Origin of the sequence: Paenilisteria rustica (assembly GCF_013820765.1) — a bacterium.
In the GTDB taxonomy this organism is placed as follows: domain Bacteria; phylum Bacillota; class Bacilli; order Lactobacillales; family Listeriaceae; genus Listeria_A; species Listeria_A rustica.
The window spans coordinates 1-26,201 of the sequence record NZ_JABJVM010000022.1 but is presented as its reverse complement, the minus strand read 5'-3'; the positions used below and the strand labels follow the sequence as shown (position 1 = coordinate 26,201).

Here is a 26,201-nt window from a genome sequence, read left to right as displayed (position 1 = left end):
GATGTGTTCCCCTTTCGGCTGTTGGTTCCATTTTTTTAGACATAATTATTACAGCGGGCTTCTCTTCTTATTCGAGAAGCCCGCTGTAATTTTTTTATTTTTTGAATGCTGCTGATAGATCACTATTCATGCGTTTGTCACTATTTTTTGCTTGAACTTGGATGCTTGATGCGCTTGATGCTACATATGCTTTGAATGTGAAGCTACCGTCTGAGTTGGTTGTCATTGTGCTAACGTTTTGTGTTCTTACTGCTACACCATCTTCATAAACTACGATGGATTCTGTTCCTTTTGGTGCTGTTCCAACGATGTAACTACCGTCCATTTTAGTTAGTGTTGGTGCTGCTAATTTAGCAACCGCTGATGGAGTTACTGTAACACTTGCTGTACGGTATGAGTTGTAACCTGCGCTGTCTCTAACTTCAATTTTAACTACAGTTCCTAGTGGTTGTTTACCAATGCTAGATTGGAAAGTTCCATCTGCTGCAATAGTCCCTGTTTTCGTTGCTACGCCATTGATACTTACGCGGAAACCTACCGCAGAACCTGCTGTGACAGATCCTTTAACTGCGTCGTCATCAACTGTTAGAGCCCCTAGAACTGGTTTTTCATCGTTGACAATGTTAACTGCTTTGCGGACCATTTCTGTTTTATCTACATAACCTACAACTTCTACTTTTGAGCTAGGTTTGATAAGGTTGTTTGTTGCAATGCTATATGTGCCATCTGCGTTAATTTGACCAACTTTTACAATTGTACCGTCAATCGATAAACGTACTGATGTAACTCCAGCACCAACTGTTCCTGTGACTGTAGTTGAGCTTAAGCCCGCGTCATTTGTTGTTAAATTCAGCGCTGCACCTAGTACCGTTCCTGTAGCAGCTGGACCTTTAGTTCCTTTTGCATCGACTGGACGAACTTCAAATGTGTCGCCAACTTTTAAGCCAAAGCCTTGTGCATAAAGTTTGAATTCACCGTTTGTTGGAGTAGATATTTTTGTACGCACACCGTTAATATAAAGTTCAACAGTTGCTGTATTGGCATCGACTTTCCCTGTGATGTACTCATCTGTAATGTGGTATGCATTCAATACTGGTTTTGTTAAAGCTGTGTTCTTAGCATCTAGTAGGCTTTGTGCTTTGTCTACATCTGCTTGTAATGCTGCTTTTACTGCTGGATCTGTTACTTTGTTTACTAATGCTTGTGCTGCGTCAATTGCTGCTTGGTCTGTTACCGGCTTGATTGCATTGCTTGATGGCGTGTTGTTGTTGAATAGTGCGTTAACCGCTGTTCTCGCTGCATCTTGTTTTGCTTTTTCAGCTGCTGTTGCATTTTTAGCATCTAATAGACTTTGTGCTTTGTCTACATCTGCTTGTAATGCTGCTTTTGTTGTTGGATCTGTTACTTTGTTTACTAGTGCTTGTGCTGCATCAATTGCTGCTTGGTTTGTTGCTGGTTTGATCGCATTACTTGATGGTGTGTTGTTGTTGAATAGCTCATCTACTGCTTTTCTTGCTGCATTTTTAGCATCTAATAGGCTTTGTGCTTTATCTACGTTTGCTTGTAATGCTGCTTTTGTTGTTGGATCTGTTACTTTGTTTACTAATGCTTGTGCTGCATCAATTGCTGCTTGGTTTGTTGCTGGTTTGATTGCATTACTTGATGGTGTGTTGTTGTTGAATAGCTCATCTACTGCTTTTTTCGCTGCATCTTGTCCTGCTTGGCTAGTTGCATTACGTTGATCTAACAGTTCTTGTGCACGATCCAAGTCTTTTTGTAGGTCTACTTTAAGTGCTGGATCTTTAATTTTGTCGATTTCTGCTTGTGCGTTATCGATAGCATCTTGATCTGTGGAAGCTTTGATTGCATCACTTGATGGTGTGTTATTCACGAATAGTTGATTCACTGCGTAACCTGCAACTGCTTTTTGTGCTTGATCATCCGCTGCTTGTTGGTTGCGTGCATCAAGTAAGCTTTGCGCTTTATCTAGATCTGCTTGAAGTCCTGTTTTTACAGAACCTGGTGCTAGTGCGTCGATTGTTTTTTGTGCATCATCAATAGCTTTTTGATTTGTTGTTGTTTTAATAGAATTGCTTGCTGGGTCGTTATTTGTGAACAATTCTTTTACTGCTGTGTTCGCTGTTGTTTGTTTTACTAGTTCATTTTTCGCGTTTAGTAAGTTTTGTGCATTGTCAATATCTTTTTGTAATTCTGCTTTCAATGTTGTATCTGTGATTTTATTTACTAATGTTTGTGCTGCATCAATTGTTGTTTGAGTTGTCGTTGTTTTGATCGTTGTTTTTGTTGTATCTGTGAACAATGCGTCGACAGCGTCTCTTGCTGTGTTTTGATCGTTTACAGCGAAGCTTCCGCCAACAATTTTACCTGTTTCACCTGTTTTATATGCACTAGTAAATTGCGAGTTGTTTGATGTCAAATTCGTTTGAGACACAGCTTTTGTATAACCTGATAGCGTAAACTGTGAGGTTATAAGTCCTGGATAAGTCGCTGTTGGTGATGTATTGGTAACCGTTCCACGATCCCATGTATTAACACCTTTATTGGATTGTAAAGTAACATCCAATGGGGAATTATAAGAACCAAATACCGCACCTGCTGGGTTAAAGTTTGTGATAGAGAAGTTAGATCCTTCTGCTAGTTTAAGTGTATCACCGGCAATTACCGCACCTTGAGTTCCGTTACCTTCTACTTCAAAAGTTGCTCCTGACTCTACAAAGATGCTACCACCAGTTGCTTCCACCGCTTCTTCTACTGTATCTCCCGAAACAGCTTTTAAAACACTTCCTGATTGGAAATACATAGTACTTTTATCAGCTAGATGAATAGCTTGGAAATTTTCAGATTCCAAATCCATGTTACCGTAGTTTATAAGTGTAGAATTAGTACCACCATAAATTGTAGCAGCATAAGAGCGTACTTTTACATTAGCATTCTTTCCAACATATAGTCCCCCATTTGCTGAAAGGAAAGTAATCGGTGAAACTGATCTATCTTTTGTAGTTGAAACGAAATTTACATCTGCATTATCTGTGATTGTTAATTTCTTTCCTTGGAAAACTTCTTGTACCGTTGAAGTACTGCTAACAGTTCCTTCAATGATAAGTTCTCCAGATGGTAAATAAATCATTTGGTTACCGTTGTGATCTATATTTTTGTACGTTACTTCTAGACCAGCAGCATCACCCCAGAAAAGACCGTAGATATCTGTATTCGTAATTTTTAAATCTTCCATTAGTCCTACAGCATTCGGCGTAGTAAGTTTAAGTTGGTTAAGATCTGCATTTAGTGTATGACCATTACCGTGAACGTTTTTTGTTGTAGCTGTTATATTTGTCGTTTCTCCAATTGTAATGTCAGCGTCCATGTAAACATCAGTAACAACTGCGCTTGTAAGAGCCGCTCTTAGTTCAGGCCAAGTACTAACTGTCACTCCGTAGTATGGAAGTGCTTGAGTGCTTGTTCCTGCTACATTTTCTGCTGCAAATACGTTATATGGTACTGTAGCTAATAATTGACTTCCTACAATAGTTGCTACTAAGGCGATACTAGTTCCTTTTTTCAATAAATCTTGTTTTTTCATGTTCTTAAAACACGCTCCTATAGTTTAATTTACACCTTCATTATTAGGTGCTGTTGTTATTCTCAAAAGTTAGTGTAGCAATGTTTTACATATCGCTACATAGAAAAATTACTTCGTGAACATCATTGATAAATCACTGTTCATGTGTTTGTCGCTATTTTCAGCTGACACTTGAACTTTTGTTGCAATTGAGGTTATACAGACTTTACATGTTGGGTTTGTTACTGATACAGCAAATTTCACTGAATTCTCAAAATGATGCGGCAAATTTTGTTCCCAAAATCGATACAGTTGTAAATACATTACAAGTTTTTCATATTGATTTCACGACCTCTTTCATTTTTCAAATTATGTTTCTTAATTACTAAGGCTATTACACCTTAATCCGGAGGTCTGAATGCTGCGTTTCTAAGTTGTCTTTCTCCCTCACCTCCTTGACTTAAGTTTAGCAAATCTAATTGTCAGTTTTTTTCTGGTTTTTATTCTCACATTTTTCTTTTATGACAGTTTCATGAACTTTTGCTATTCCCATGAAATAAAACCATACTTTTTTTCATGTTTTTTCACTTTTTAACATCGTTGCTAATATACTCCATATAGAAATATATGTGCCTGTTAAAGACAATTTAGAAAGAAAAATCCTTCTAATCTTTTCTTGTTTGATGCTAGTATTCGATTTTTACTTTGAAGTAATTGGGTAATAAGATTATTGATGGTTGGTGGTATCGTCGAAATCACTTTTTTCAATAGTTTATTAGATGATGCTTGCCTGAGAGAAAACAAATGAAGAATAGTCTGCTATTGGTATCAGTGGTTACCATCGAACGTTCATGTTGCTTTCACATCGAAGTTTTTAAAATTGTTCTATGGCTATTGCTTCAACTATATTGCGCTGACAACACCTCCTTTATTGTTCTGTAAAACTGTTTCTAGCGCTGTACTGACATTTTCTAATTCCATTTGCGTTAAATTCGATCCCGATGGTAGGCATAGCCCTTTACGGAACAACTGCTCACAGATTGCTTCTTCTCCTTGAACATGTTCATAAAATGCGGTTGTCGCAAAAATTGGCTGTAAATGCAATGGTTTCCATAGTACGCGTGTTTCTATCCCTAATTCTTGCATTTTGTCCATCACATCGTACGGAGTCATACTGTTTTTTTCGATATCTAGTGTGATAGCGCTAAGCCAATGATTTGAGACTGAATTCGGAAGTTCGGGCATCATTTTTACTTCTTGTATATTTTTCCATCTACCTGCATAGAAACGGAAATTATTTTGTCTAGCTGCAATACGGTCATCCAAGACTTCCATTTGAGCTCGACCAATTCCAGCTAAAACATTACTCATTCTATAGTTATAACCAACAGTTTCATGCTGATAATGCAACGCTTCTTCTTTTGCTTGTGTGGCTAGAAATACTGCTTTTTCAATCATCTCGGGGTCTTTAGCTACAAGCGCGCCACCACCTGATGTTGTGATAATTTTGTTACCGTTGAAAGAAAAAATACCGAAGTCACCGAACGTGCCACTTTGTTGACCTTTATAAGTAGAGCCCATTGATTCTGCCGCGTCTTCAATGATAGGAACACCGTAAAATTCGCAAATAGTCACTAATTCGTCCATTTTGGCGCTCTGTCCATATAGATGCACAATAATAATGGCTTTTGGTAGGCAATGCTCTTTTTTTGCATCAGCTAGCGCGCGTTCTAATGCTTGAGGCGACATATTCCACGTTTCCGACTCTGAATCAATGAAAGTCACATCTGCACCTAAATATTTGATTGGATTGGCACTTGCAATAAACGTGAAGGAAGAGCAGAAAACAGTGTCACCATGACCTACTTCCAATAAACGCAATGCTAGGTGAATCGCGGCTGTACCAGAACTCGTTGCACAAACTGCTGCCGCTCCTGTGTACTCTTTAATTTTCCGTTCGAATTCCGTTACATTGGGTCCGAGCGGAGCAATCCAATTTGTGTCAAACGCTTCTTGGATGTAATCCTGTTCCTTGCCGCTCATATGTGGTGTCGATAGTAAAATTGCTTTATTCATCGCTTTTAACCTCTTCCCTTGTTAAATTCATTGCCATTAGCTTAATCAGACTGCGTCTCAACTATCGTCCCTTGAAATTTCTCTGCTGTAACATGGTTGTCTTGACTAATATCCGCACTTCCAAGCACTTTTCCAATCGTTTGGATAAAAATTTTCACATCAATCTTGGCCGAATAATGTTCCACATAATAAATGTCCCAAGCAAATTTGGCTTCCCAGCTGATGGCATTACGACCATTCACTTGTGCGAGACCAGTGAGACCAGGTCTTACGTCATTTCTTTTGCGTTGTTCCTCATTGTACAAATCGTTGTACTCCATTGGGAGCGGACGCGGCCCAATCAGACTCATATCACCTTTTAGCACATTCCACAATTGCGGCAACTCATCTAGACTGTACTTTCTTAAAAACAGTCCAAACGAGGTTAATCGTGCGTCATCTGGTAACGGCTCCCCCGACGAATCAAACAATTGACGCATCGATTTCAATTTGTAAATTTGAAATGCTTTTCGATTCTTTCCAGCACGCTCGCTTACATAAAACGGCATTTCTTTATATAAAAAATAGAAAATCAAGGCACAACTTAGCACTGGCAGAATCGCTATAGTCCCTATACTAAAGGCAACTATAATATCAACGAGACGCTTCATATCCACTTGCTCCTTTCACTAAAATATCGTGCATGCGACCTGCCAAATGCTCAGCATCATAATCCGCACTTAGTCGTTTGCTTGCTTGCTGCGCTTTGTGGTAACGTACTTTGTCCCGCGCCATCTCTTCAATAAAACGACAATATCCTGCCTGATCTGCGTATAAAAAACCTTCTCCAGCACCACTTTTCACCAAAACCTCATGTTGCCAACCTTGATAATTCAAAATCACTGGCAATCCTGCCGCTAAAAAGTCGAAAAATTTATTGGCGCTATTATCCCAAAGAATTCGAGCATCTTTCACTGTCATCGCACCAAGATCGCAACATTTCATAAAACTAAGTACCTCTTTCTTTGGCATTTCATCAAGAATTAACACATTTCTTAATCCCTGCTCCGCAACCTGTTGTTGCAAAGCCGCTTTTTCTGAGCCTTCACCAATGAGTACAAAACCGATATGCGATTTATCCTTCAATTCGCGGGCGGCGTTAAGCAAGTGTTGTAATCCGTTCACTTCACCCATAGTGCCTGGATGTATGACAACGAAACGATTTTTTACCCACGATTTCACAGTGAGCGAAGTCGGTGTTTTTGCGATAATTCGTTGCATCGATTCATTATTGGCGAGGTTTTCCACGACATGCACTTTCTCACTGGTAACACCTTTTGCCACGATATTTTCCTTCATGGCAGGCGATAATGCCACTACTTCCGCTGCATGCTTATACAATTGTTTCTCTAAATAGGATAGTATTCCAATTAAAAAGCGATTTTTTAAATAACCTAATTTAACTGGTACATCCGGCCAAACATCCCGAACTTCGAATACGAATGGGACACGCTTTAATTTACTGATCGCTAGCCCAACCAAACCTACCGTAAGTGGGGTTGACGTTGCATAAATCACATCAACACGTTTCTGTTTCATGCCCAATCTGAAACTTTCTGTCATAAATTGTGCAAATGCTTGAATTCGTCGCCACTTGCTCATTTTTTGGTCATATTCTGTTTCGGTAGACATAACTTCAAGCCCTTCTGCCGTCGTTTCGCTCGCTCCTGTTCCGGTAATAAGCGTAACGCTATGACCTTGTTTCAAGAAGAATTTTGAAAACTCGTAGGACCTTGTCGCACCTTTTTCTTTCTGAAAATGTTGGTGTAGATACAATATCTTCAAAGTGACTTACTCCTTTAAATTCCGTCATATAATTCACCTAATTTTTGTTCCTCAATCGACCAATTGAAGTTAGCAACGTGTTGTTTGTAGCCATTCGTTCCTAGTTCCGTTTGCGTTAATGGATCATCTAGTAACGTCTGAATTTGTGATGCTATCTCATGTGGAGACAAGGGGTTTACTACATAGCCACTTCCTGTTTCCTCTACTAAGCGCTCATAAGATTCAAAATTGGACAGAACGTAAGGGAGAGAAACCGACATGTATTCAAAAACTTTTGTTGGTAGTGAGCGCAAATAATTTGCTTCCGGATGAAGTATTGCCAAACCAATATGAGATTTCGCATAATAGGTCATCAACTCGGGTAAATCCAAGCGCCCAAGCAACTTTACCTCATCTTCTAGATTATTGTTTCGTACGAATTGTTCCGCATATATTTTCAATCGTTCCGGCACTTTTCCAATAATTAATAATTGAAAATCATAGTTTGCTCCTTTTAAAAGTTTCGCAACTGCGAGCATCTCTTTAAAGCCACGTATTTCGTGAATTGCTCCTGCATAAATCAGTGTTTGTTTCTCATATTTCAATGTTTCAGTCGCCTCTTGCAAAAATGGATAATTATAAATGTCCCTCTGTTTTGTCGTCAATGTTTCGTAATTTTCCTTGTAATACTTCTCAGCGTAAATTACTGCGTTCATTTTTTGGAGCATCTTTTTTTCTGCCGTAGAAACTAGCCGAAGTAACCATCTCGGTATTCTCATCTTGCCAAATTTTTTTCCTCCCAAAACTGCTGGAAAGTCTTCATGCATATCGAAAATCATTTTTTTTCGGTGCATTCTTTTTAGTAAATAGCCGAGCGGTAGCAACTCTGGATCGTGTATATGAATTATTTCTGCATCGGAATGTTTAGCGATTCTATAGAGTTGAAGCCATGTTTTCCACCTCTTAGCTATGCTTTTTGGTGTAAATGTCACCACACACAAATTCGGAATAGTATCATCATAAACATGATTACCTGCCATTGCGTAAAGCGTTACGTCATAACCTAATCGAGCCAAACTGACAGCCTCTTTATGAAAAACACGCGTATCGTTCCATGGATGAACTGAGCTCATTATCAATACTTTTTTCATTATTCGCTTACTCCTTTCATCCTAAATGTTTGGATAAACCTTCGTTGTGTAAGGACAACTAGAACGCCATACACTGCAATCCCAATCCCAACGAGTAGCAGAAATGTTGGCAACGGCGAGAAATTCAATGCCTGTTTCACGTAGTAAAGTACTGCCCCCATCACGCTAGCGTTAAATACGATGAGTAACTGCTGCTTTACCAATTTACGCTGCACGTCGATTCGCCCAATTCGCTTTTCAAGTAACCGATAAGCAAACCAAGCCGATGCAAAGTTCATAAGTCCCGGGATAAAAAGTATCGCATAGATATTAAAAATAGGGGTTAAAGTCAGTAGTAACAAAACATTTCCGATGATTGTAAATATAGAAATCCGAGAGGGCGTTTTGGTATCATCTAGGCTAAAATAAACCCGATAAATGAAATCTCGTAACACTAAACCTGGTAGGCTAATACCTAGCATCGTCATAAATAGCGTTACTTGTTGCGTATCTGCCGCAGTAAATGCCCCTCGCTCAAAAAGCAAAGCCGTGAACAAGTCACCGATTACCATAATCCCAACAACAAGAGGGATTACCAACATATTCGTAACGATGGTGTACTTGATAAACAATTCTTTTCCCGCCGCCATTGTTTTAGCAAAGACTCGCGACATGGATGGATAAACGAGTGTCAAAATATTAACTAGAACTAATGCTTGAATGATACTCAAAATTTGGTTTGCGTAGCTTAGCGTCGCAACATAGCCTTGACCAAGAAAGCTGGCCAGAGTAGTTGAGAAGAGTAATGAGATTTGAAACACGATGGAGTTAAAAACAACAGGCCCCGTTTGGCGTATTAACTTATGAAAAATTCGGTTTCCCCATTTAAATTGGATGCGAAATGAGAAGCCGCGGTTTTTGATGAGTAGTATCATAGCTTCGAGCATGAAGGAGATTGTCAGAAACAAACTGACTAGCAAAATAGATGGATTCTGCGCCACGACAATATAAATTCCGCTAAAAATAGTGCTGCACAAAGTTGCTATTTTAGCAGTCAGAAAGTCGTTCTCAACTTGTCTAAATGCTGTTAAAACTGTAGTAAGAACACGATAAATTTGTGCAACACTCAAAATCATAATGAATGATAATGTCGATGTTAGCGTTTCTGATAGGCTTAACTGATTCTTTAGTACCCAAGCTATACCTCCAATACTTATTCCTACTACAACTGCGACTCCCAACAACAGAAAGCTTACATACGTATTGATTGCGGCACGCTCAGCTACACTATTACCACGCCTCGTTAAAAACGGAATGAGTACCGTAATAATAGCGGGTATCGCCAAATTCGTAATCGATACTGTGTACGTATTTGCTAAATTATATGCATCAACTTCTGCACCCATCCCGAAAATTTTTGCGATAAAAACGTTTTTTATCAAACCGGCAAATTGGGTGGCAATTGTCAATAGAATCATGAGCAGGAATGGTTTTATTAATTTGGAAGTCACTCGTCAATCACCTTTTCTAGCTAATTTTTAGGCCTTTAAATGCTGTTGATAAAATGCTACTGTTTTTCTTGCAATTTCTGACCAAGCGAAGTTTTCTTGTACGCTTTGTAACGCTTTTTCACCCATATCTAGACGCTTATTTTCGTCGACCAACATCTCTAAAACACCATTAGCTAATGCTTCAGCAGATCTAGCGGGTACGAGCAAACCCGTTTCATGTGGGGTAATGATTTCAGGTATACCTCCAACATCCGTTCCCACAAGCGGTTTCCCACACGCCATCGCTTCGAGCCCAGCAATACTTGTTGCCTCCATCAAAGACGGTAATACAACAAGATCCGCTACATTAAAGTAATATGGCATTTCTGGATTCATCACACCTGGAATAATCGTTACGCGCTCCTCCAAGTTCTTTTCTTCAATAAAGGTTCGAATCGCTACTTCCTGACTTCCACTGCCAACAATCAATATTTGAATCGTAGGGTCATTGTCCACCATTTTCGGGATCGATTGTGTAAAATACATTACACCATTCTTTTCTTCTAACCGCCTCGCAATCATGACAACTTTATCAGAAGAATTATATCCAAGTTGCATGCGCATTATACCGCGCATCATCGTGTCTGGATAAAATTTAGAAACGTCTACACCATTGGAAATATTAAGCGCTGGTTTATCTGGAAAAATAGTCCCAATCTTACTCGTCAGCTCCAGACTCGGGGCAATAACACCATCCATATGTCCTAGCAGAAAACGACAGCGTCCGAATTTCTTTCGCTCATACCAATTCAAAAAAGTAGAAGAATGATTTGTGAAAATTTTTACACCATCAAACGGAATTTTCGTAATGATAGAATCGGCAATGAGTTTATGCCAGTGAATTACTTGAAACGTATTTTCTTTCAGTAGTTCCTTTATTTTGCGTCTGCCTTTGTACATGAATTCAAGAGCGCGAATTTTGCGTCTATTACTTACTTTTACTCGTACAATACGAATGTTTCCGATGTACTCTTCTTCTGGTAGTTCATTCTTAGGATCGTATATTTTTGTGAGCAATACTACTTGATGACCTAGTTCACTAATAGCGCGACTAATTTCTAATACATGCGCTGCAATCCCACCGACCTTTGGGTAAAAGTCATCAGATACCATCAATACATTTAATTTTTCAGTCATTATTTTTCCACCGTCCACTCGTGAAGCGCGTCTCTCTTAGGATCTTCGTACACGATTTTCTCAATGACACTGTTTTTTGGAATAGCGAAATATACAACACCTCGAATCTCCTTATTACCAGCAATCGTTTGACCCAGCTCATCTAGCATCGGATAATTCGGCTGATACTTTCCATTTGAATCTAAAACTTTGAAGAGACTCGCAGCCATCGGAATCTTGTATTCTGTCATGTTACTCATTCTCATATCTACTTTCACAAGCTTCTTATCTTCTAACTTCTCGTGTTTCGGGATACTTTTTTCAGCATCTTTAATCCCTAACATCTCGATTTTCAAGCTTGCTACCGTTGCTGTATTATTTTTTGAAAAAGTGTGTTGCGTTGGCTTCATTTCTGTTTTTTTTGGTTCCTCATTCTGTTGACAAGAAGCAAGGACACCCACTACAAATAGGCTACATATTACAAGTATAATTTTTTTCATTTTTAAGCTCCGTTCGTTTAAAGTAATGGTTCAATACCGCTAGAATAATGCCAAAGCTAATCCATACATAGCTTTTTTCAAGCGTCGTACTCGATGCAAAAGAGATAAATGGGAAAGCGACACTAATAATTAGAGGTAACATATACCATGCCTCTCTATTTTTGTTTACTCTCCATAGTCGGAAGCTGAAGTGCCAGACGAGGTAAAGAAAAAGGAAAAGACATAGCGCTGACAGCAACCCGTAGTTAGCCAAAACTTCTAGTAAAAAATTGTGCACAGATATGTTTCCTTCTTCGTTTTGTTCGTCGACTGGAAAATATTGCGCCAATTTCATCTGTACGTTTCCTGGTCCCACTCCTACAAAATGTGTATCCAAAACTGTTTGCCATGTGTAATCCGTGATTTCTAGTCGAAAGTCGGTCGAGTTATTTTTTTCAGTGTAGGTTTTGTTCACTTGTTCTGTAATCTCCTGCATCGCCGGTAGCTGCAGGAAAAGCGGGATGGTCAGCAGGATTATAAGTCCCCATTTCCAGGACTTTTTCAAGATTAGAAGGAACAAAACCCCAATAATCAAAACGAGGGCAATTCGAGATTGCGTTGCAACGATAATATAAACACTCATAAACGAAAGTACAATCTTCACTGTTTTTCCAACTATGGTCTCAGAGCGCATGTACACGAGGACAACTGGCAAAAATAAAACAAGGAAGGAGGCGAGATCATTGGGATTAAAAAACGTTCCGCTGGGTAAGAATTGGACATTTCCAATCGCACCGACAAGTGCTGATTTTTTCAAATGAAGCCCTGTTGTAATCTCATAAACGCCGACACCGATATTGATGATAATCACACCGCACACTAGTAGTGCTAGTCGTTCCAGTTTCTTTTTGCTATCCAAGTAATAAACCCCAGTACCAATAAGGTAGATAGCTTCGATGATGTAATACAAATTTCGGAATCCTGCGACTTGATATTGAGCCCAAATGAGTGTAATAGACGCCGTAATAAGCCAGCCAATTAGCAGTAATAACAGACCTCGGATGCGCCTATCTAGCCATGACCAGTCCTTCCAAGTGAGTAATAATAATAACGCTTGAACTGGTAGCAAAATCCGATATAAGAACAAGCTCTCATAACCTGGAATAGACAAAATCGAGCCAAAGAACGAAGAAACTATGAGGATTATCCAAGTCATTTCTGCCAATTGCTTCAGTGTGAAGAAGAAACTGAACACAATAATGGCGATAAAGAAAGGAAGGACTAGCACTTCTTTAAATACCGTTCCTGCTACTAGTAACGCTAGGAAGCCCAGTATAAAAGCCGCTTTTAAGGTTACTGTTTTATACACCATTTCCACCTCAGTATTTGTAGTGATAGCCTTTCATATTACTCTTAGAAATTGCGACACCGTTCAACACACTACCGATTACATTTGCATCAGCAATCTCAAGGTAACGCATCGCTTGCTTGATATCACTACGCTTCGTCTTTTTAGCAAAAGTGACAAAAAGTACACCATCGCATAACGAACTAAGAATCCGGCTATCTGTAATTGGCAAAAGTGGCGGTGCATCAATAATGACATAATCAAATTGTTGCTTTGCTTCTTCAATAAGCTGCTTCATCTCAAGCGAATCCACCCATTCACTAGGGTTTAGCGGTGCAATCCCAGTTGGCATTAATCTCAAATTCGGATGATGTGTCTCTTGCGTACATTCCATCAATGTTTTATCACCCATCAAGCAGTCAATCAGCCCTACGTTTTCCGAAATTTGCATATATTTCCGTAAAGATGGTCTGTGAAAATCCGCATCAATTAACAATGTGCTGTTTCCTTTTTCTGCAAAAACCCCAGCAATATTAGCACTCGTAAAACTTTTCCCCTCGCTCATGTTCGCTGAAGTCACCATGAAATTGCGGATACCTTGTTTTTGCAACATGAATTGTAAACTTGTCTGGATGCTATGAAATTTTTCTTTATAAAATTGGATTTCTTTCGTTTGTTCAAACTCGCGATATGTTTTCATATTTGTCTCCTTTCTGCGTTACTTAATGAGCGGTATATCACCAACAAATTTCAGTGATAGTTCTTCCAAATCATCCTCACTTTCGATCACATTTCGGAAAAGATAAATGAGTGAGACCAAGAGGACACTTCCAATGATTCCAAGTACAAAAGCAATCATCGTGTTGATAATAACATTGGGGGAGCTTGGTTCTAAGGGGAGACTCGCCGGCTCTAATATAATGACTTTATTATTAGAAATGAGCTTCGGCAGGTCTTTTTGATACGTTTTAGTAATCGTATTTACGATTTTCTGTGCTCTGTCGGGACTAGAGTCCTCGACAGATACTGTGAAAACGAGGGAATCTTTATCTGATTGAATACTTATTTTTTTTGCTAACGCATCATTTGATTCAGTGAGATGCAGCTCTGACCTCACTGTTTCTAGCATTCTCGAACTTTTTAATATCGTGTTAAACGTGTTTGCCATCTGCATATTTGTCCTTAGTTGCTCTGAATAAACGGTTGTCTCTTTTTCCGAATCAGATTCTACATTAGTTGTTATAAAAATCTGCGCAGATGATGTATATTGTGGCACGAGATAGTACTTACTAATACCAAATGCAATGACCATGGCGATCAATGGCAAGGCGATTAACCATATCAGATTATTCTTTATAATCTTTAATGCCACGCCGAGCTCCATTGTTTTTCCATTCATCCCAGTTCACCTCTACTTTTTCTATTCATGCTTGCCCTATCTTGCATACATGATCGTATGACTTTGTCCAAACATTTCTAGTATCGATAATGCATGAACTTGTTTCCAAAATTTGATCATAGTCAATCGTAGAATGTTTAGTCATAATAATCACGCCATCATAGGCTGCAAGATCTGCTACTTCATTTTCAGGATGAATGATTTCACCAGAAGCATCCCGGAATGAGGACACAAAAGGATCGAGTACAGTGAGTTTTGCATTAGCGTCTTTCAAATGCTCGTATACGTGCAGTGCTGGGGATTCTCGCACATCGTCAATATCGTTTTTATATGCCATACCAACGAGTAAAATGCGGGACTGGCTGAGTGACTTACCTTGTTTATTGAGCGCTTTGCTTGCGATTTCCACGACATGTTTTGGCATAGACGTGTTCACTTGCTGCGCCAAATCAATAAATCGGCTGAAAAAATTCTTCTCTTTGCCTTTCCAGTACAGGTACATCGGGTCAAGTGGAATACAATGCCCACCCACACCTGGTCCTGGATAAAATGGCATGAATCCGAACGGTTTTGTTTTTGCCGCATCAATCGCTTCCCATAAATCAATGCCTAGCTCTTCTGCCAAAAGCGACATTTCATTGATAAACGCGATGTTAATACTACGGAATGTGTTTTCTAGTAATTTTGTCATTTCGGCGATTTCTGGCGTCGATACTGGAACAACTGTGTCGAACGCATTTTCGTAGTATAGTTGGCCAAGTGCAGAACACTTCTCTGTCATGCCACCGACTACTTTCGGGACTTCTTTCGGTTTAAATTGTTTGTTCCCTGGATCGATTCTTTCAGGAGAGAAACAGATAAATAAATCTTCGCCTGTCACCCAACCTTCTTTTTCAAACTCGATATGAATCAAATCACGCGTCGTCCCCGGATATGTTGTGCTCTCCAAAACGAGTAGCGTACCTTTTTGAATCACTGGTTTTAGGCGTGAAATCGTTTCGTTGATGTAACTCATATCAGGTTCATGCGACTTGGTGAGCGGTGTCGGAACACAGATACTAATGATATTTGCTTTTTCCAGTTCTTGATAATCTGTTGTTGCTCGGAAGCGCTGATTTTGCAATGCCTCACCAATCGCCTTTTCCGAAATATCGATAATATGCGATTTCCCGAGCGATAAGGTTTCAACTTTTCTAGCATCTACATCTACGCCGATGACTTGAAAGCCTTCCGACGCGAACTCCATTGCCAGTGGCAGTCCTACGTAACCCATACCAATAACACCAACTACCGCTTCTTTTTGCAAAATTTTATTCGTCAGTGCCTCATAGTTACTCATAGGTGTTATAGTTTCCGATTGCTTGTATGTCATATTTTTTCATATCTCCAATCTAATTCTACTAATCCGAATAATTGTTTTTTACGTTCCTCTTCTGCAAAATCCATATAATTGACCAATAAATTTTTAATTCGCATTAATTCTGCTGGATGAGGATTATCCTCGCCAACAAAAATCTTATCAAAAATTAGGACTGGTTTCTTATCGTGATTTTCAAACAATTCTTCCTGCACTTTTTCGCCTTTACGAATACCGATGAATTCAATGGGAACTGTTTCACGTTTTCGTCCGGTCAGGTCGATTAATTTATGAATCACATCTAAAATTTTGATTGGGGCTCCCATGTCTAATACAAATATCTCACCGCCAACTGTCAGCATACTCGCCTGTATCACCAGTTTGCTCGCCTCTGGAATTGTCATAAAATAACGTTCCATATCAGGATGCGTCAATGTTACTGGCTCACCGTTGCAGATCTGATCGTGAAATAATGGAACCACACTGCCTCGACTACCTAGCACATTTCCAAATCGTACTACGCAAAAGTTTGTTTGTGACATCTGGTTGAATAACTGCACAATTTTTTCGGCGATACGCTTTGAAGCACCCATCACAGTTGTTGGTTTCACCGCTTTATCTGTTGAAATCATGACAAACTTGTCTACGTTGTATGCATCTGCAACTTCTGTTAAATTCCATGTTCCTTGCGCATTATTTGCTACGGCCTCTGTGCTATTTTCCTCCATCAGCGGAACATGTTTATGCGCAGCAGCATGGTAAACAATATCTGGACGATGCGTTTCAAAAATAGCTGTTAGTCGCTCTTTATTTTGAATATCCGCAATGCATGAAACCAACTCCACAGGCGAGTCCACTTTTCCTAGTTCACGGTGAATGTTATAAATACTCGCCTCACCATGTCCAAGCAAAATTAGTTTTTTCGGATTTCCTCGCATAATTTGGCGTGTAATTTCCGAACCGATAGAACCACCGGCACCAGTTACCAAAATCGTCTTATCTTTCACCATTCGTGCTACCTTCTGATAATCCAATTCGAATTCATCACGCTCAATAATGTCTTGGTACACAACCGGACGCATCGTAATTTTCTCTTTTTCAGCAAAAATATCTTGTAACGTTGGTAAAACTTGTGTCTCTATTTGTAACGATATACACGTATCTAAAATTTGTTTACGTTTCGTTTGCTCTAGTGATGGTATGGCAAGTAACACACATGTAATGTCTTCATTTCGAACAACCTTTTCTAATTGATCCAAACCGCCTAGACGCGGTATTTTGTTCAATTTCACATCTGAACTATCATCTAGCAAGCCAATGATTTGGTACTCCGAAATTGCTCTACTAGTCAACGTATGGAAAACATAGTTAGCAGCTTCTCCGCCACCGATAATTATCGTTCTTTTCAACACCATCTATTACACCTCACACTTATTATCTATCGCTTTTTTATTCATCTCTCTGGGTTCACTTGCCATTCATATTTTTTCTTTGTAATCGGATGCGTATAAACCACTGTGTATGGTCCGTTGCTATTTGACTTAAAATAAGCATAACCAGTCATCGTTTTCTTTGGTGCAACAGTCTCCATCATATTTTCAAATGGGTATATAGCCAGTTTCTTTCCATTACCATCCTTCACTTGAAGCTTCGTACTATCAAAAAATATTTCTTCAATCGATGTATTTTCCACCGTCATTTTCAATCGTAAAACTTGTTTAACCTTCTCCGTATTACGGTCCCGTTCATCCGTATAATTCGCTTGCTCGATATTTATCTTTAAACCTTTTGTGTCTACTTTTTCTTGCACCTGATGATTTGAAGCCTCTGTTTTCTTAGGCGTTTCATTCCCAGTACAAGCGGCAATAGTCATGGTTGCTAGAACGATACCTGTAATAGCTAGTAATTTTTTTAACACTTTAAACCCTCCTAATGTACTGATTCTTGTCCTGTTTTTTATTTTCACAAACTATATCTAGAAATCATTTAATACCAATATATTTCGTAATTGAAAAATGATATACTCTTCTTCTTCCAACTGTGTTAAAATTCCACTCAAGGTTGTTTTACTAACACCTGCGTAATTAGCCATCACATCACGAGTGAAACATCGCGGTAATTTCACATAATCTTCTGACTGTTCCGTCGCGAAACGTTTTATAATAACTTGAAGCATGTTCTCTACTCTCTTCTGATTCATGTCACTACTTGTTACAATTTTTAAAGCATAGCGTTCGTATACCATACGCATGTAGTTATAATGGTATAGATAACCTTCTTGAATGCTCATTATTTTCGCGATGACGTCACTTAACAATAATCGCCAAACCATCATTTTACCGGTTAAGACCACACCACACATCTTTGTATCATGAACTGCTCGGCTATGATATAACCCAATAAAATCCCCCTCACCAACAAAATCAATAACCTGTTTACCGATGTAAATCGCACCAATACCACTTTCTACAATATACATATACGGAGATTCTACTTTATTCGACTCCAAAGTAATCTTATCTCCTCTTCCATACGAAACATGTTCCTTATAAATTGGGAAGCTATTATCATCAAGTAACAGTGATACTAATTTTTTCGGATGAAAGTCTTGTTCAATTGTATCCTGATTGTAAAGCTCCATTAACTCCATCTCATCACCTCCAAAATTATACTAACAGGTCTAATTATCTTTTATTTTTTAAAAACATAACTAATTTCAAAAATTTATGTCTATTTCGTGAAGTTCAATATGCGTATTTATTTTGCTGTTAACTCTATTTAACCATCACCAGCCATTTTAAGGTAATCACAATTGTCACCCACTACTGTCATTTGTAAAAAAGCAAAAAAAAATAAACAAAGAATTTATAGCTGTTAAACTACAGTTCTTTGCTTATATCTTCTTTTATTGTGTATCAAAAATAAGGTTATTTATCCTTTCCCAGTCATGTTCAGTAGGCATTCGTTCCGTTCTATATTTAGTGCAATCAAGCTGCTCACTTTCTTCTTTATAATTATAAATCACGATATCCACGCCTAAATCCTCTATCACTTTATTCGTTATATGCTGGTTTACCAGAAACGTAACTTCCACATTTTGATTCACAAAACTATCCACTAAGATTTTTAAATAATTAGTGTATGCCCTCTTACCATCAAAAGTAAATAGTACTTGCTTTTTCTCGTGCGGCTCGCCGTGTTGCGAAAAGTAGGTGAACATTGCAAGATTCACCGCGACATCTTCTTCGTACGCTATCCCAAATTTTTTCTTAATCGGATCACCTTTTACTATTTCTAGCCATTTCGTGTAAATAAACGGATGACGGTGCTTGATCAGCTTGTTTACCTCCATGCTGTTTTTTTGAAATAACGGTGTCAATTTAGTAAGAAAGAAAAGATTGCGTAAATACAACACATAGAGCGAGAGCGTTTCTTTTTCAGGTAATTTCTTTTCTAAAGTGGCAAAAGCACGCACTAAAAATTGATGGATGACCTCTAAATTTTCTGCATCCAGCAAATCTTCTGTTTCATATAGTTCTCCTTTTTCATATACATAATTGTCTAGCGTCAACAAACTGGAATACAAAATCTCATCTTCCGTCACATATTGTTCTTCAATATCCGGAAAATACAGCGGTCCAAATTGAGGCATAAACTCATAAGATCTCAAATGCTTCACCATTTTTTTTAGACTATCATCTAAAGTAATCGTATGTCCTTGCTCCAAACGCTTCGTCGTAACCATAATCCAGTATAACGAACTCCTATGCAACGTGGCTGGCTTATGATTCGCCACCTCCGAGAAAAAGCGGTATGATTCTCTAAAAATTTTTTTATGCTGTTCTGTCGGCCTATTCATGGAAGAAATATCATTCGTGTTATAGAAAAAGTGGAAATAAAAATGGCGAATATTTACCTCCTCACCGACAATTGCAACGGGAGTTAGTGTCAAATCCAACTTAAATTCTTTTAATACTTTTTTTAGATAGCCTAGATAGCGATATAGTGTTGATGTTGACAAAAATAAGTCATCCGCCCATTCATCAATCGTCAAAAAGATTTCTTCATAGATATTATTAACAATCGTATACAGAGGTGATTGCTCAGAAACTTGAGCAATCAAGTCTTCAATCAAATGCGCATGGTTAATCGTATAGCCAGATACTGTACTAAACTCCACAATATTGTCTTCCGGTAATACATGCTCCAAATCCTTCATATCTCGGAATAGCGTTCGTTTAGAAGTCCCAAAATCATCTGCAATTTCATCGAGCATTATGGGATAGTTTGCCTCGTAAATCGCTTGTAGCAACTTAATTTGACGTTTTATCTTTTTATCTGCAACCAACTGTGAAAAAAAATGATTCATGCTTATTCCCCTTTCGAACCTAAGTGTCCACGTATATATTGTGTACCCTTCCTTGCCATCATTATAAACGCAACCGCAGATTTCCTGCAACTTCACAGTATATAAAATACCCCGGTTTCTCAAATTAAATTCTTGAGAAACTGGGGTATTTCTTTACTATAAAACAGACCTTCCCTTTAACGAATCAACCGATACGCGAGCGCTCCAACGTTCCCAATCCAGAAGCACCCAATCCTTACTAACATCCAACCAGCCTTCATTCATTAGAGCTTTACGAACACTATTTAAATACTCTCTCGTACAATGCGTATATATTGCGATTTCTGCTTGTATCAAAATCGTGGGTATACGACATTTATCCAACTTAAACTCACCAACTTCACACGCGGTTCGATATAATAATGCCATAACTCGCTCTTTAACAGGCAGCTCATATAAATCTAACTGCTGCGTAAATAGCTGGATAATATCTTGCTGTGCTTCCCTTTGTTTATTCAAAAAACCAGCTAACAACGAGCTTGGTATAAAGGCAACGCGGGTATCCCTTTGAGCTCTATACTCTACTAAACCTCCCATAAAAGCATCTTCTGGAACAATAAATGTACCTTCCTTTATTATTCTCAATAAATGATTCCCTCTTCGACATACAACATACCCTTCAAGGATTGTATATTCTCCACAGATTCGTAGCACTTCTCCCTGCTTCAATGAAATGATTTCAATATCTTTGACTAACATCTCATGCTCCTCCTTGTTCAAACTGCTTATTTCACTAAAATATCTAACATGTTTACCATATCTCTTTGCACCTGTAACTGATCGTAAGGAATCGCCGAATGAAACGCATTACTTCTTAATGTTTGTTTTTTTTCCTCGCTATGCGCATGGAATGCTAGTAATTTTTCAGCAATCGAATACGGATTCCCCGTTTCTGTGAAATAACCATTTTCCCCGTCGATAAGGTAACCTTGAATCCCCGCAATCTGACTGCCAATAACCGGGACACCACAAGCCATTGCTTCAATGCCGACAAGCCCTAAACTCTCGCCTTTTCTACGGCTTGGAAAAACAAAGACATCCATCTCATTGTATAGCGCAACGAGTTCTTCTTGTGGCAATAAATCATAACAACGAACATCTTCTTGTAGTTCCAATTCTTGAATAAGCGCTTCTTTTTGCGCATTTTCTTTGCCGCTTCCAACCATGATCAATTTTGCTGGTTGGTTCGATTGATGCTTGAATTCGGAAAAACCACGAAGCGCGTCATCCCAACCTTTATCTACATCAATGCGTCCGATATAACCCACCTGAAAAGTCGCCGTATCTGTCGTTGTTTCTTGCGGTGCGAACAATTCACGATTAACGCCTCCTGATGGAGAAATCCAGACATACTCTTGTGCCAATTGATAGCGTTCCACGACCACTTGCTTAAAATAATCGGAAGGTACAACGACATGATTCGCCTGTTTCAAAAGTCGCGCCACCCATTTTTGCAGACGTTCTTGGAAGGCGGTTTCTGGAAACACATCACTTCCATGGAGATTAACAACGAGATTGATTTTACGGTTGAAAAACTTCGCACACAAAATTGGAAACGCGCTGTGTGACGCATAATGCAAGTAGACAATATCATATTTCTTAAATAGTAACGTAAAGAAAATTTGGCAATAAAATTGGATGTATAACCATAACTTCTTTATTTTATTCAACTCTTTTTTCATCGTAATAGTCTCTACTTTATCTGCTGCCTCTTCCATCAAGCGAACATGATTTTTCACAAAAACGCCGTACGATGGGTACTCCTTTGACGGAAACATATTGGCAATAACAAGAATTTTCATATTTCAATTCCTTCCTTTTCTACAATAGATGGTTGTTTTTTGGTATAATACGAACGATATAATTTGCGTAGTAACGGGATATAGATGACAACAATGCCTATCAGAATACCCACGTTGATGATCGAAATCAGCCAAACGGTGTGAATCAGTATATTTAAACTAGCTGCGACAACAAGTAGTAACGTGGTTATCAAATGACTTTTTACAGAGAAACCTTTCCAAATCCGCATCGAGAAATAGGTGCGTGCTAAGAAGAAGGCAATGTAGGCAGATCCAGTTGCAATGGACGCTCCAATCGCGCCGTACTTAGGCACAAGCAGAAAATTCAAGCCTACGGATACAATCAGCGCGATAATCGAAACAAGAATATTCAGCGAGCTTCGTTTCAAGAAAACAATACCCAGATTCGTTGTATCGCTTACCGTCATCATCAGCGGATAAAAACAGAGGAACGGAAATATATACTGCGCCTGGCTGTAATCAGGAGATAAAATCATCATAATAACGCCTTTAAAGAGGAGCAGCCCCATGAACAAAATAGCAATCAAAAACATAATGCTGTCGCTCACCAATTTGAAGTAATGCATCGGTTTTTGCTTTTTATACCATTCGTACGCCGTCGGTACCCAAAAATTTGAAAACGTCGTCTGCAAAATCAACAGGGCACTCGCAATTTTAAAAGCCGCTGTGTATAAGCCCAATTGTTCAAAGTCGCAAAAATAGCGAATAAACAGTTTATCAATAATCACAAACAAGCTATAAATTACCGTCGCAACCGCAATTGGCAAGCCGAATTTTGCTAACCTAGGATATAGATCGGGGTCTGTTTTAATCGGATTCATGTACAATATACGCGCATTACGGAGCATCAAAATCGCGTCTCCGATAATTTGACCGATAATGGTAGCATAAATAACAGTAATAAATGTATGGGAGAAAAAATAGAGGAAAAGAACTGTACAAACTAAAATGCTAAGCTTCACTAAAATGTTGAATAATGAAAATTCTAGTGCTTTGTTTTGCATCCGAATGTACAAGAAAAGGAATCGTTCGAATATCAGAAATGGGATGGAAGCTGCTATCAGATACACGACATGAAAGTATACTTCACTTCCAAATAGCAAGTCCGAAATCGGCTTTGCGAACCAGCACATACATCCTATAACCACGCCTGAAAACATAAATGGCACGATCATCGCTGTACTAAATAGTTTTTTCTTATTCGGATACTCATAAAATTCACGCGCAAATGCTTGATCATAGCCTAGATAAATGAAACAAATTAACAATGTTTGCACCAGCATAAACATACTAGTTTTACCATATTCTTCTGGTGTGATAAAAAATGTAATCACTGGAATTGTCATCAAATTTAATATCGCGGAACCAAGGGAACCAATCGCAAATTGCATTAATCGTTTTACAAGAGCTTTCATTCTTTTTCACACAAGCTTTCTTTTTGTAAAAATAGGCCGCCACATACGAGACCAAACAAAGTGGAAGATAGGGCGGAAAATAAAACATGTCCAGCAAAGGCGCCATATAGTACGAGGATGAGGAAGAGAACACTGTAGATATTTCGTTTTTTGCACGATGTTATAAAGAAGAAGAGTAAGAGGCCAAGTGTAACAATGAGGCCAATAATACCAAGGGAGAAAAATACGTCAAAGAAATCCATTTCGACTAAATCGCCGAGTCCCCATGTTGCAACGCGAGTGCTAAATCCGTAACCGAAGAGTTGTGTCATGAGATTGCCGCTGTACGTATAGGAATGAAAAGCGGAGTCCAAGAATTCACTACGCGAACTTGTGATAAAGCGGACTAAATCACCGTTATACAAATTGTAGAAATACGTGAGTCTCTGAAGAAGTCCCGATACAGTCTCAAGAATAAAGGCCTTCCCTTGGATGACAACGAGCGCCAGCACTGCGATAATCACAGCTCCAATTCCCCACTTCGCAACTGTTCCGACGCGGTTTTGAAAGAAGAAAAAGCGAAGGAGTAAGACAATTGTTAAGATGACACCATATACAATTCCTGTTTTCGTTCCAAGAAGCAACAAGCCAAGTAAATTACCTAGATAAAGTAAAGCTATCAGCATACGCGTCCATAATTTTGTCTCTTTCGTCTGCCGAAATAAATACCAACCAGTGAACGTCGCAGAAACGATGAAGCCAATCGTTGTGTCATTATTAGCAAAGAAGAAAGCTTTATAACCCGCATCCGAACCCGCATACGTCTGATTCCCAATTCCAAGTACATATGGAATGAGCAGCCCTACCGTAAAAAGGACGCTAATGGTCAGAAAGATTTTTTCATAACTCGTCTTTTTCAACAAATCGGCACGCTGATACACATAATAAGGAATAAGCATCCAGAGAAAAAATTTAGTCATATTCGTCAAATCATAAAGGAGTCCCGACAAATCATTTTGCAGTACGATAGTCTGAATAAAGAGCGAGATAATACCACAAAAAAGAAAGCCGACTGATAGAACTGTGTAGAGCTTTTTCGGAAACCCCTTTCTAGCAATCTGAAAAACGAGAAAGCCAATACAGACAAGACGATAGGCCACACCAATAGGAAGGTTGATACCAGCAGACAATACAAAGCCGTTCAGCGCATCAACAATCGGAAAAATCGCGAATAAAAAAATGAAAATCTTAGTTTCTTTGAGCAAAATTATCCTTACCTCTCTTGTTTAATCACTTTTGCAGGCACACCGCCAATCACACTGTAAGGTGGATATTTCTTGGCAGGTACAACCGCGCCAGCCGCAACAATACAGCCATCTGGAATCTCGGCTCCCGCTAAAATAGTGACACGCGTGCCGATCCAAACGTCATTCCCAATAAAAACAGGTTTCTGTGTTGTTCCGCTATCTAAAATCTTTTCCTTACCATTGATACAATGCGTATCCGTTAAAATCACCACATCTGGTGCCATCAATACATCATCGCCAATATGAACAGGTGCCGTTGCAATAATACGTGCATTGTCACCAATCGACGAACGTTTGCCAATGTGAATATTTTTGGGATGGCGTAATTTTAGCTTTGGTCGCAAATTGCTGTTTTTCGCACAACTTCCAAAGAAATACCTTGCCATTTGATTCTTAAGGTGACGGACCACTCGCCCTAAAACTAAGCGATTAGGCATCGGAAAAACATTAAGTAACGAGAATGTCAGTTTAGCCAACATCTTGTGTACGCCACCTTTCTTTTATAACTTTCCACATAAAGCTCAAATTTCCGACAAAATAACGTTTAAACATTCGACGTGGTTCTTGCATAAATCGGTAAAACCATTCGAGCCCTGTTTTTTGCATCCATCGCGGCGCACGTTTTGTCACACCAGCGATAACATCAAAACTTCCACCAACACCCATTACAAACGGAACATTCATCATCTCTTTGTACGCATGAATCCATTGCTCTTTTTTAGGGCTGGAAAAAGCAACAAAGACTATATCTGCTTTCGATTTTTGGATATCACGTGCAATTTCTTCTGAATCTGCGTCTTCAAAATAGCCATTTCGGTATCCAGCAACTTGCAGATTCGGATATTTCTTTTGATGCAACTGGACGACTTCGTGAACGACTTCTTCCTTTGCGCCAAAATAATAAACACGGTAACCCTTCTCGTTGCTTAATTTTACTAAATTTTCAAATAAATCAATTCCAGTGACTCTTTCACGTGCCTCATGACCAAGAAACTTCATCGCCCAAACAATGGACTGGCCATCCGCATTAATAAGCGGCGACGTATTCACGATATTCGCGAGTTCCTTGTTTTCTGCCATCAAATTAATTTTACTGGCATTAATCACCACATGCTGCACTGGTTTTCCAATCTGAATAATGTTTTCTACTTGATCCACCGTTTCCTGCATCGTAAGCGAATCAACATAACTACCTAACAAAAAAGTACGTGTCATACTATCTTTCACTTCTCCTCTGACTTAATAGGCGCTATTCGGGACAAAAATAACCCGCACCGTTCTGAGTAATATCTGCATATCTAATAAAAAACTAACTTTTTGAATATACTCTAAATCTAAATTGACCATTTCCGCAAAACTTACATCATTGCGTCCGCTAACTTGCCATAAACCTGTGCATCCTGGTGTAATCGAAAGCCTTCTATGATCGCG

23 protein-coding genes are annotated in these 26,201 nt (G+C 38.9%); all 23 read right to left on the bottom strand.

Annotated features, from left to right (window positions below; translation table 11 throughout):
• Positions 1-94 precede the first annotated feature (94 nt).
• A complete protein-coding gene (locus HPK16_RS14925) occupies positions 95-3,601 on the bottom strand; it encodes a toxin Cry1Ac domain D-VI-related protein (protein WP_181677713.1) in 3,507 nt (1,168 codons plus the stop codon).
• A gap of 882 nt (positions 3,602-4,483) precedes the next feature.
• Positions 4,484-5,656 (bottom strand): DegT/DnrJ/EryC1/StrS family aminotransferase, encoded by a 1,173-nt coding sequence (locus HPK16_RS14920; protein ID WP_181677712.1) that lies wholly within the window; start codon positions 5,654-5,656, stop codon positions 4,484-4,486.
• A gap of 41 nt (positions 5,657-5,697) precedes the next feature.
• On the bottom strand, positions 5,698-6,306 hold the full coding sequence (locus HPK16_RS14915; RefSeq protein ID WP_181677711.1) for a sugar transferase: 609 nt from the start codon (positions 6,304-6,306) through the stop codon (positions 5,698-5,700).
• A complete protein-coding gene (locus HPK16_RS14910) occupies positions 6,290-7,480 on the bottom strand; it encodes a glycosyltransferase family 4 protein (protein WP_181677710.1) in 1,191 nt (396 codons plus the stop codon). The genes HPK16_RS14915 and HPK16_RS14910 overlap by 17 nt, the downstream gene beginning before the upstream one ends.
• Before the next feature lie 14 nt (positions 7,481-7,494).
• Entirely contained in the window at positions 7,495-8,610 is a 1,116-nt protein-coding gene (locus HPK16_RS14905) for a glycosyltransferase family 4 protein (protein ID WP_181677709.1), read from the bottom strand.
• Positions 8,610-10,100: a lipid II flippase MurJ gene (gene murJ / locus HPK16_RS14900; RefSeq protein ID WP_181677708.1), complete on the bottom strand. Its 1,491-nt coding sequence runs from the start codon at positions 10,098-10,100 to the stop codon at positions 8,610-8,612. The genes HPK16_RS14905 and murJ overlap by 1 nt, the downstream gene beginning before the upstream one ends.
• Before the next feature lie 27 nt (positions 10,101-10,127).
• Positions 10,128-11,276 (bottom strand): glycosyltransferase family 4 protein, encoded by a 1,149-nt coding sequence (locus HPK16_RS14895; RefSeq protein WP_181677707.1) that lies wholly within the window; start codon positions 11,274-11,276, stop codon positions 10,128-10,130.
• Complete coding sequence (locus HPK16_RS14890) at positions 11,276-11,755, bottom strand: DUF4352 domain-containing protein (RefSeq protein ID WP_181677706.1); 480 nt, start codon at positions 11,753-11,755, stop codon at positions 11,276-11,278. Before HPK16_RS14890 ends, HPK16_RS14895 begins: the two co-directional genes overlap by 1 nt.
• Positions 11,727-13,103, bottom strand: a complete 1,377-nt coding sequence (locus HPK16_RS17130; RefSeq protein WP_181677705.1) for an O-antigen ligase family protein — start codon at positions 13,101-13,103, stop codon at positions 11,727-11,729. Before HPK16_RS17130 ends, HPK16_RS14890 begins: the two co-directional genes overlap by 29 nt.
• Before the next feature lie 10 nt (positions 13,104-13,113).
• Positions 13,114-13,782 carry a CpsD/CapB family tyrosine-protein kinase gene (locus HPK16_RS14880; protein WP_181677704.1) on the bottom strand — a complete coding sequence of 223 codons (669 nt, stop codon included), beginning with the start codon at positions 13,780-13,782 and terminating at the stop codon, positions 13,114-13,116.
• Between the two features lie 18 nt (positions 13,783-13,800).
• Complete coding sequence (locus HPK16_RS14875; protein ID WP_181677703.1) at positions 13,801-14,481, bottom strand: YveK family protein; 681 nt, start codon at positions 14,479-14,481, stop codon at positions 13,801-13,803.
• 25 nt (positions 14,482-14,506) lie between these two features.
• Positions 14,507-15,853, bottom strand: coding sequence for a nucleotide sugar dehydrogenase (locus HPK16_RS14870; protein ID WP_343064820.1), 1,347 nt, complete (start codon positions 15,851-15,853; stop codon positions 14,507-14,509).
• Positions 15,850-17,253, bottom strand: coding sequence for a polysaccharide biosynthesis protein (locus HPK16_RS14865; RefSeq protein WP_181677702.1), 1,404 nt, complete (start codon positions 17,251-17,253; stop codon positions 15,850-15,852). Before HPK16_RS14865 ends, HPK16_RS14870 begins: the two co-directional genes overlap by 4 nt.
• Before the next feature lie 38 nt (positions 17,254-17,291).
• On the bottom strand, positions 17,292-17,756 hold the full coding sequence (locus HPK16_RS14860; protein WP_181677701.1) for a DUF4352 domain-containing protein: 465 nt from the start codon (positions 17,754-17,756) through the stop codon (positions 17,292-17,294).
• A 57-nt stretch (positions 17,757-17,813) separates the two neighbouring features.
• A complete protein-coding gene (locus HPK16_RS14855; protein WP_181677700.1) occupies positions 17,814-18,488 on the bottom strand; it encodes a Crp/Fnr family transcriptional regulator in 675 nt (224 codons plus the stop codon).
• Between the two features lie 255 nt (positions 18,489-18,743).
• On the bottom strand, positions 18,744-20,207 hold the full coding sequence (locus HPK16_RS14850) for an AcpB/EbpR/MafR family transcriptional regulator (RefSeq protein ID WP_181677699.1): 1,464 nt from the start codon (positions 20,205-20,207) through the stop codon (positions 18,744-18,746).
• A 156-nt stretch (positions 20,208-20,363) separates the two neighbouring features.
• Complete coding sequence (locus tag HPK16_RS14845) at positions 20,364-20,945, bottom strand: Crp/Fnr family transcriptional regulator (RefSeq protein ID WP_181677698.1); 582 nt, start codon at positions 20,943-20,945, stop codon at positions 20,364-20,366.
• A gap of 26 nt (positions 20,946-20,971) precedes the next feature.
• Complete coding sequence (locus tag HPK16_RS14840; protein ID WP_181677697.1) at positions 20,972-22,048, bottom strand: glycosyltransferase family 4 protein; 1,077 nt, start codon at positions 22,046-22,048, stop codon at positions 20,972-20,974.
• Complete coding sequence (locus HPK16_RS14835; RefSeq protein ID WP_181677696.1) at positions 22,045-23,484, bottom strand: oligosaccharide flippase family protein; 1,440 nt, start codon at positions 23,482-23,484, stop codon at positions 22,045-22,047. Before HPK16_RS14835 ends, HPK16_RS14840 begins: the two co-directional genes overlap by 4 nt.
• The gene (locus HPK16_RS14830; protein ID WP_181677695.1) at positions 23,481-24,728 is read right to left on the bottom strand and encodes an O-antigen ligase family protein; all 1,248 of its coding nucleotides are present in this window, start codon (positions 24,726-24,728) and stop codon (positions 23,481-23,483) included. The genes HPK16_RS14835 and HPK16_RS14830 overlap by 4 nt, the downstream gene beginning before the upstream one ends.
• Before the next feature lie 8 nt (positions 24,729-24,736).
• Positions 24,737-25,249, bottom strand: coding sequence for an acyltransferase (locus HPK16_RS14825; protein ID WP_181677694.1), 513 nt, complete (start codon positions 25,247-25,249; stop codon positions 24,737-24,739).
• Complete coding sequence (locus HPK16_RS14820; RefSeq protein ID WP_181677693.1) at positions 25,239-25,985, bottom strand: WecB/TagA/CpsF family glycosyltransferase; 747 nt, start codon at positions 25,983-25,985, stop codon at positions 25,239-25,241. The genes HPK16_RS14825 and HPK16_RS14820 overlap by 11 nt, the downstream gene beginning before the upstream one ends.
• 24 nt (positions 25,986-26,009) lie before the next feature.
• A partial coding sequence (locus HPK16_RS14815) for a sugar transferase (protein ID WP_181677692.1) occupies positions 26,010-26,201 on the bottom strand: 192 nt, incomplete at its 5' end.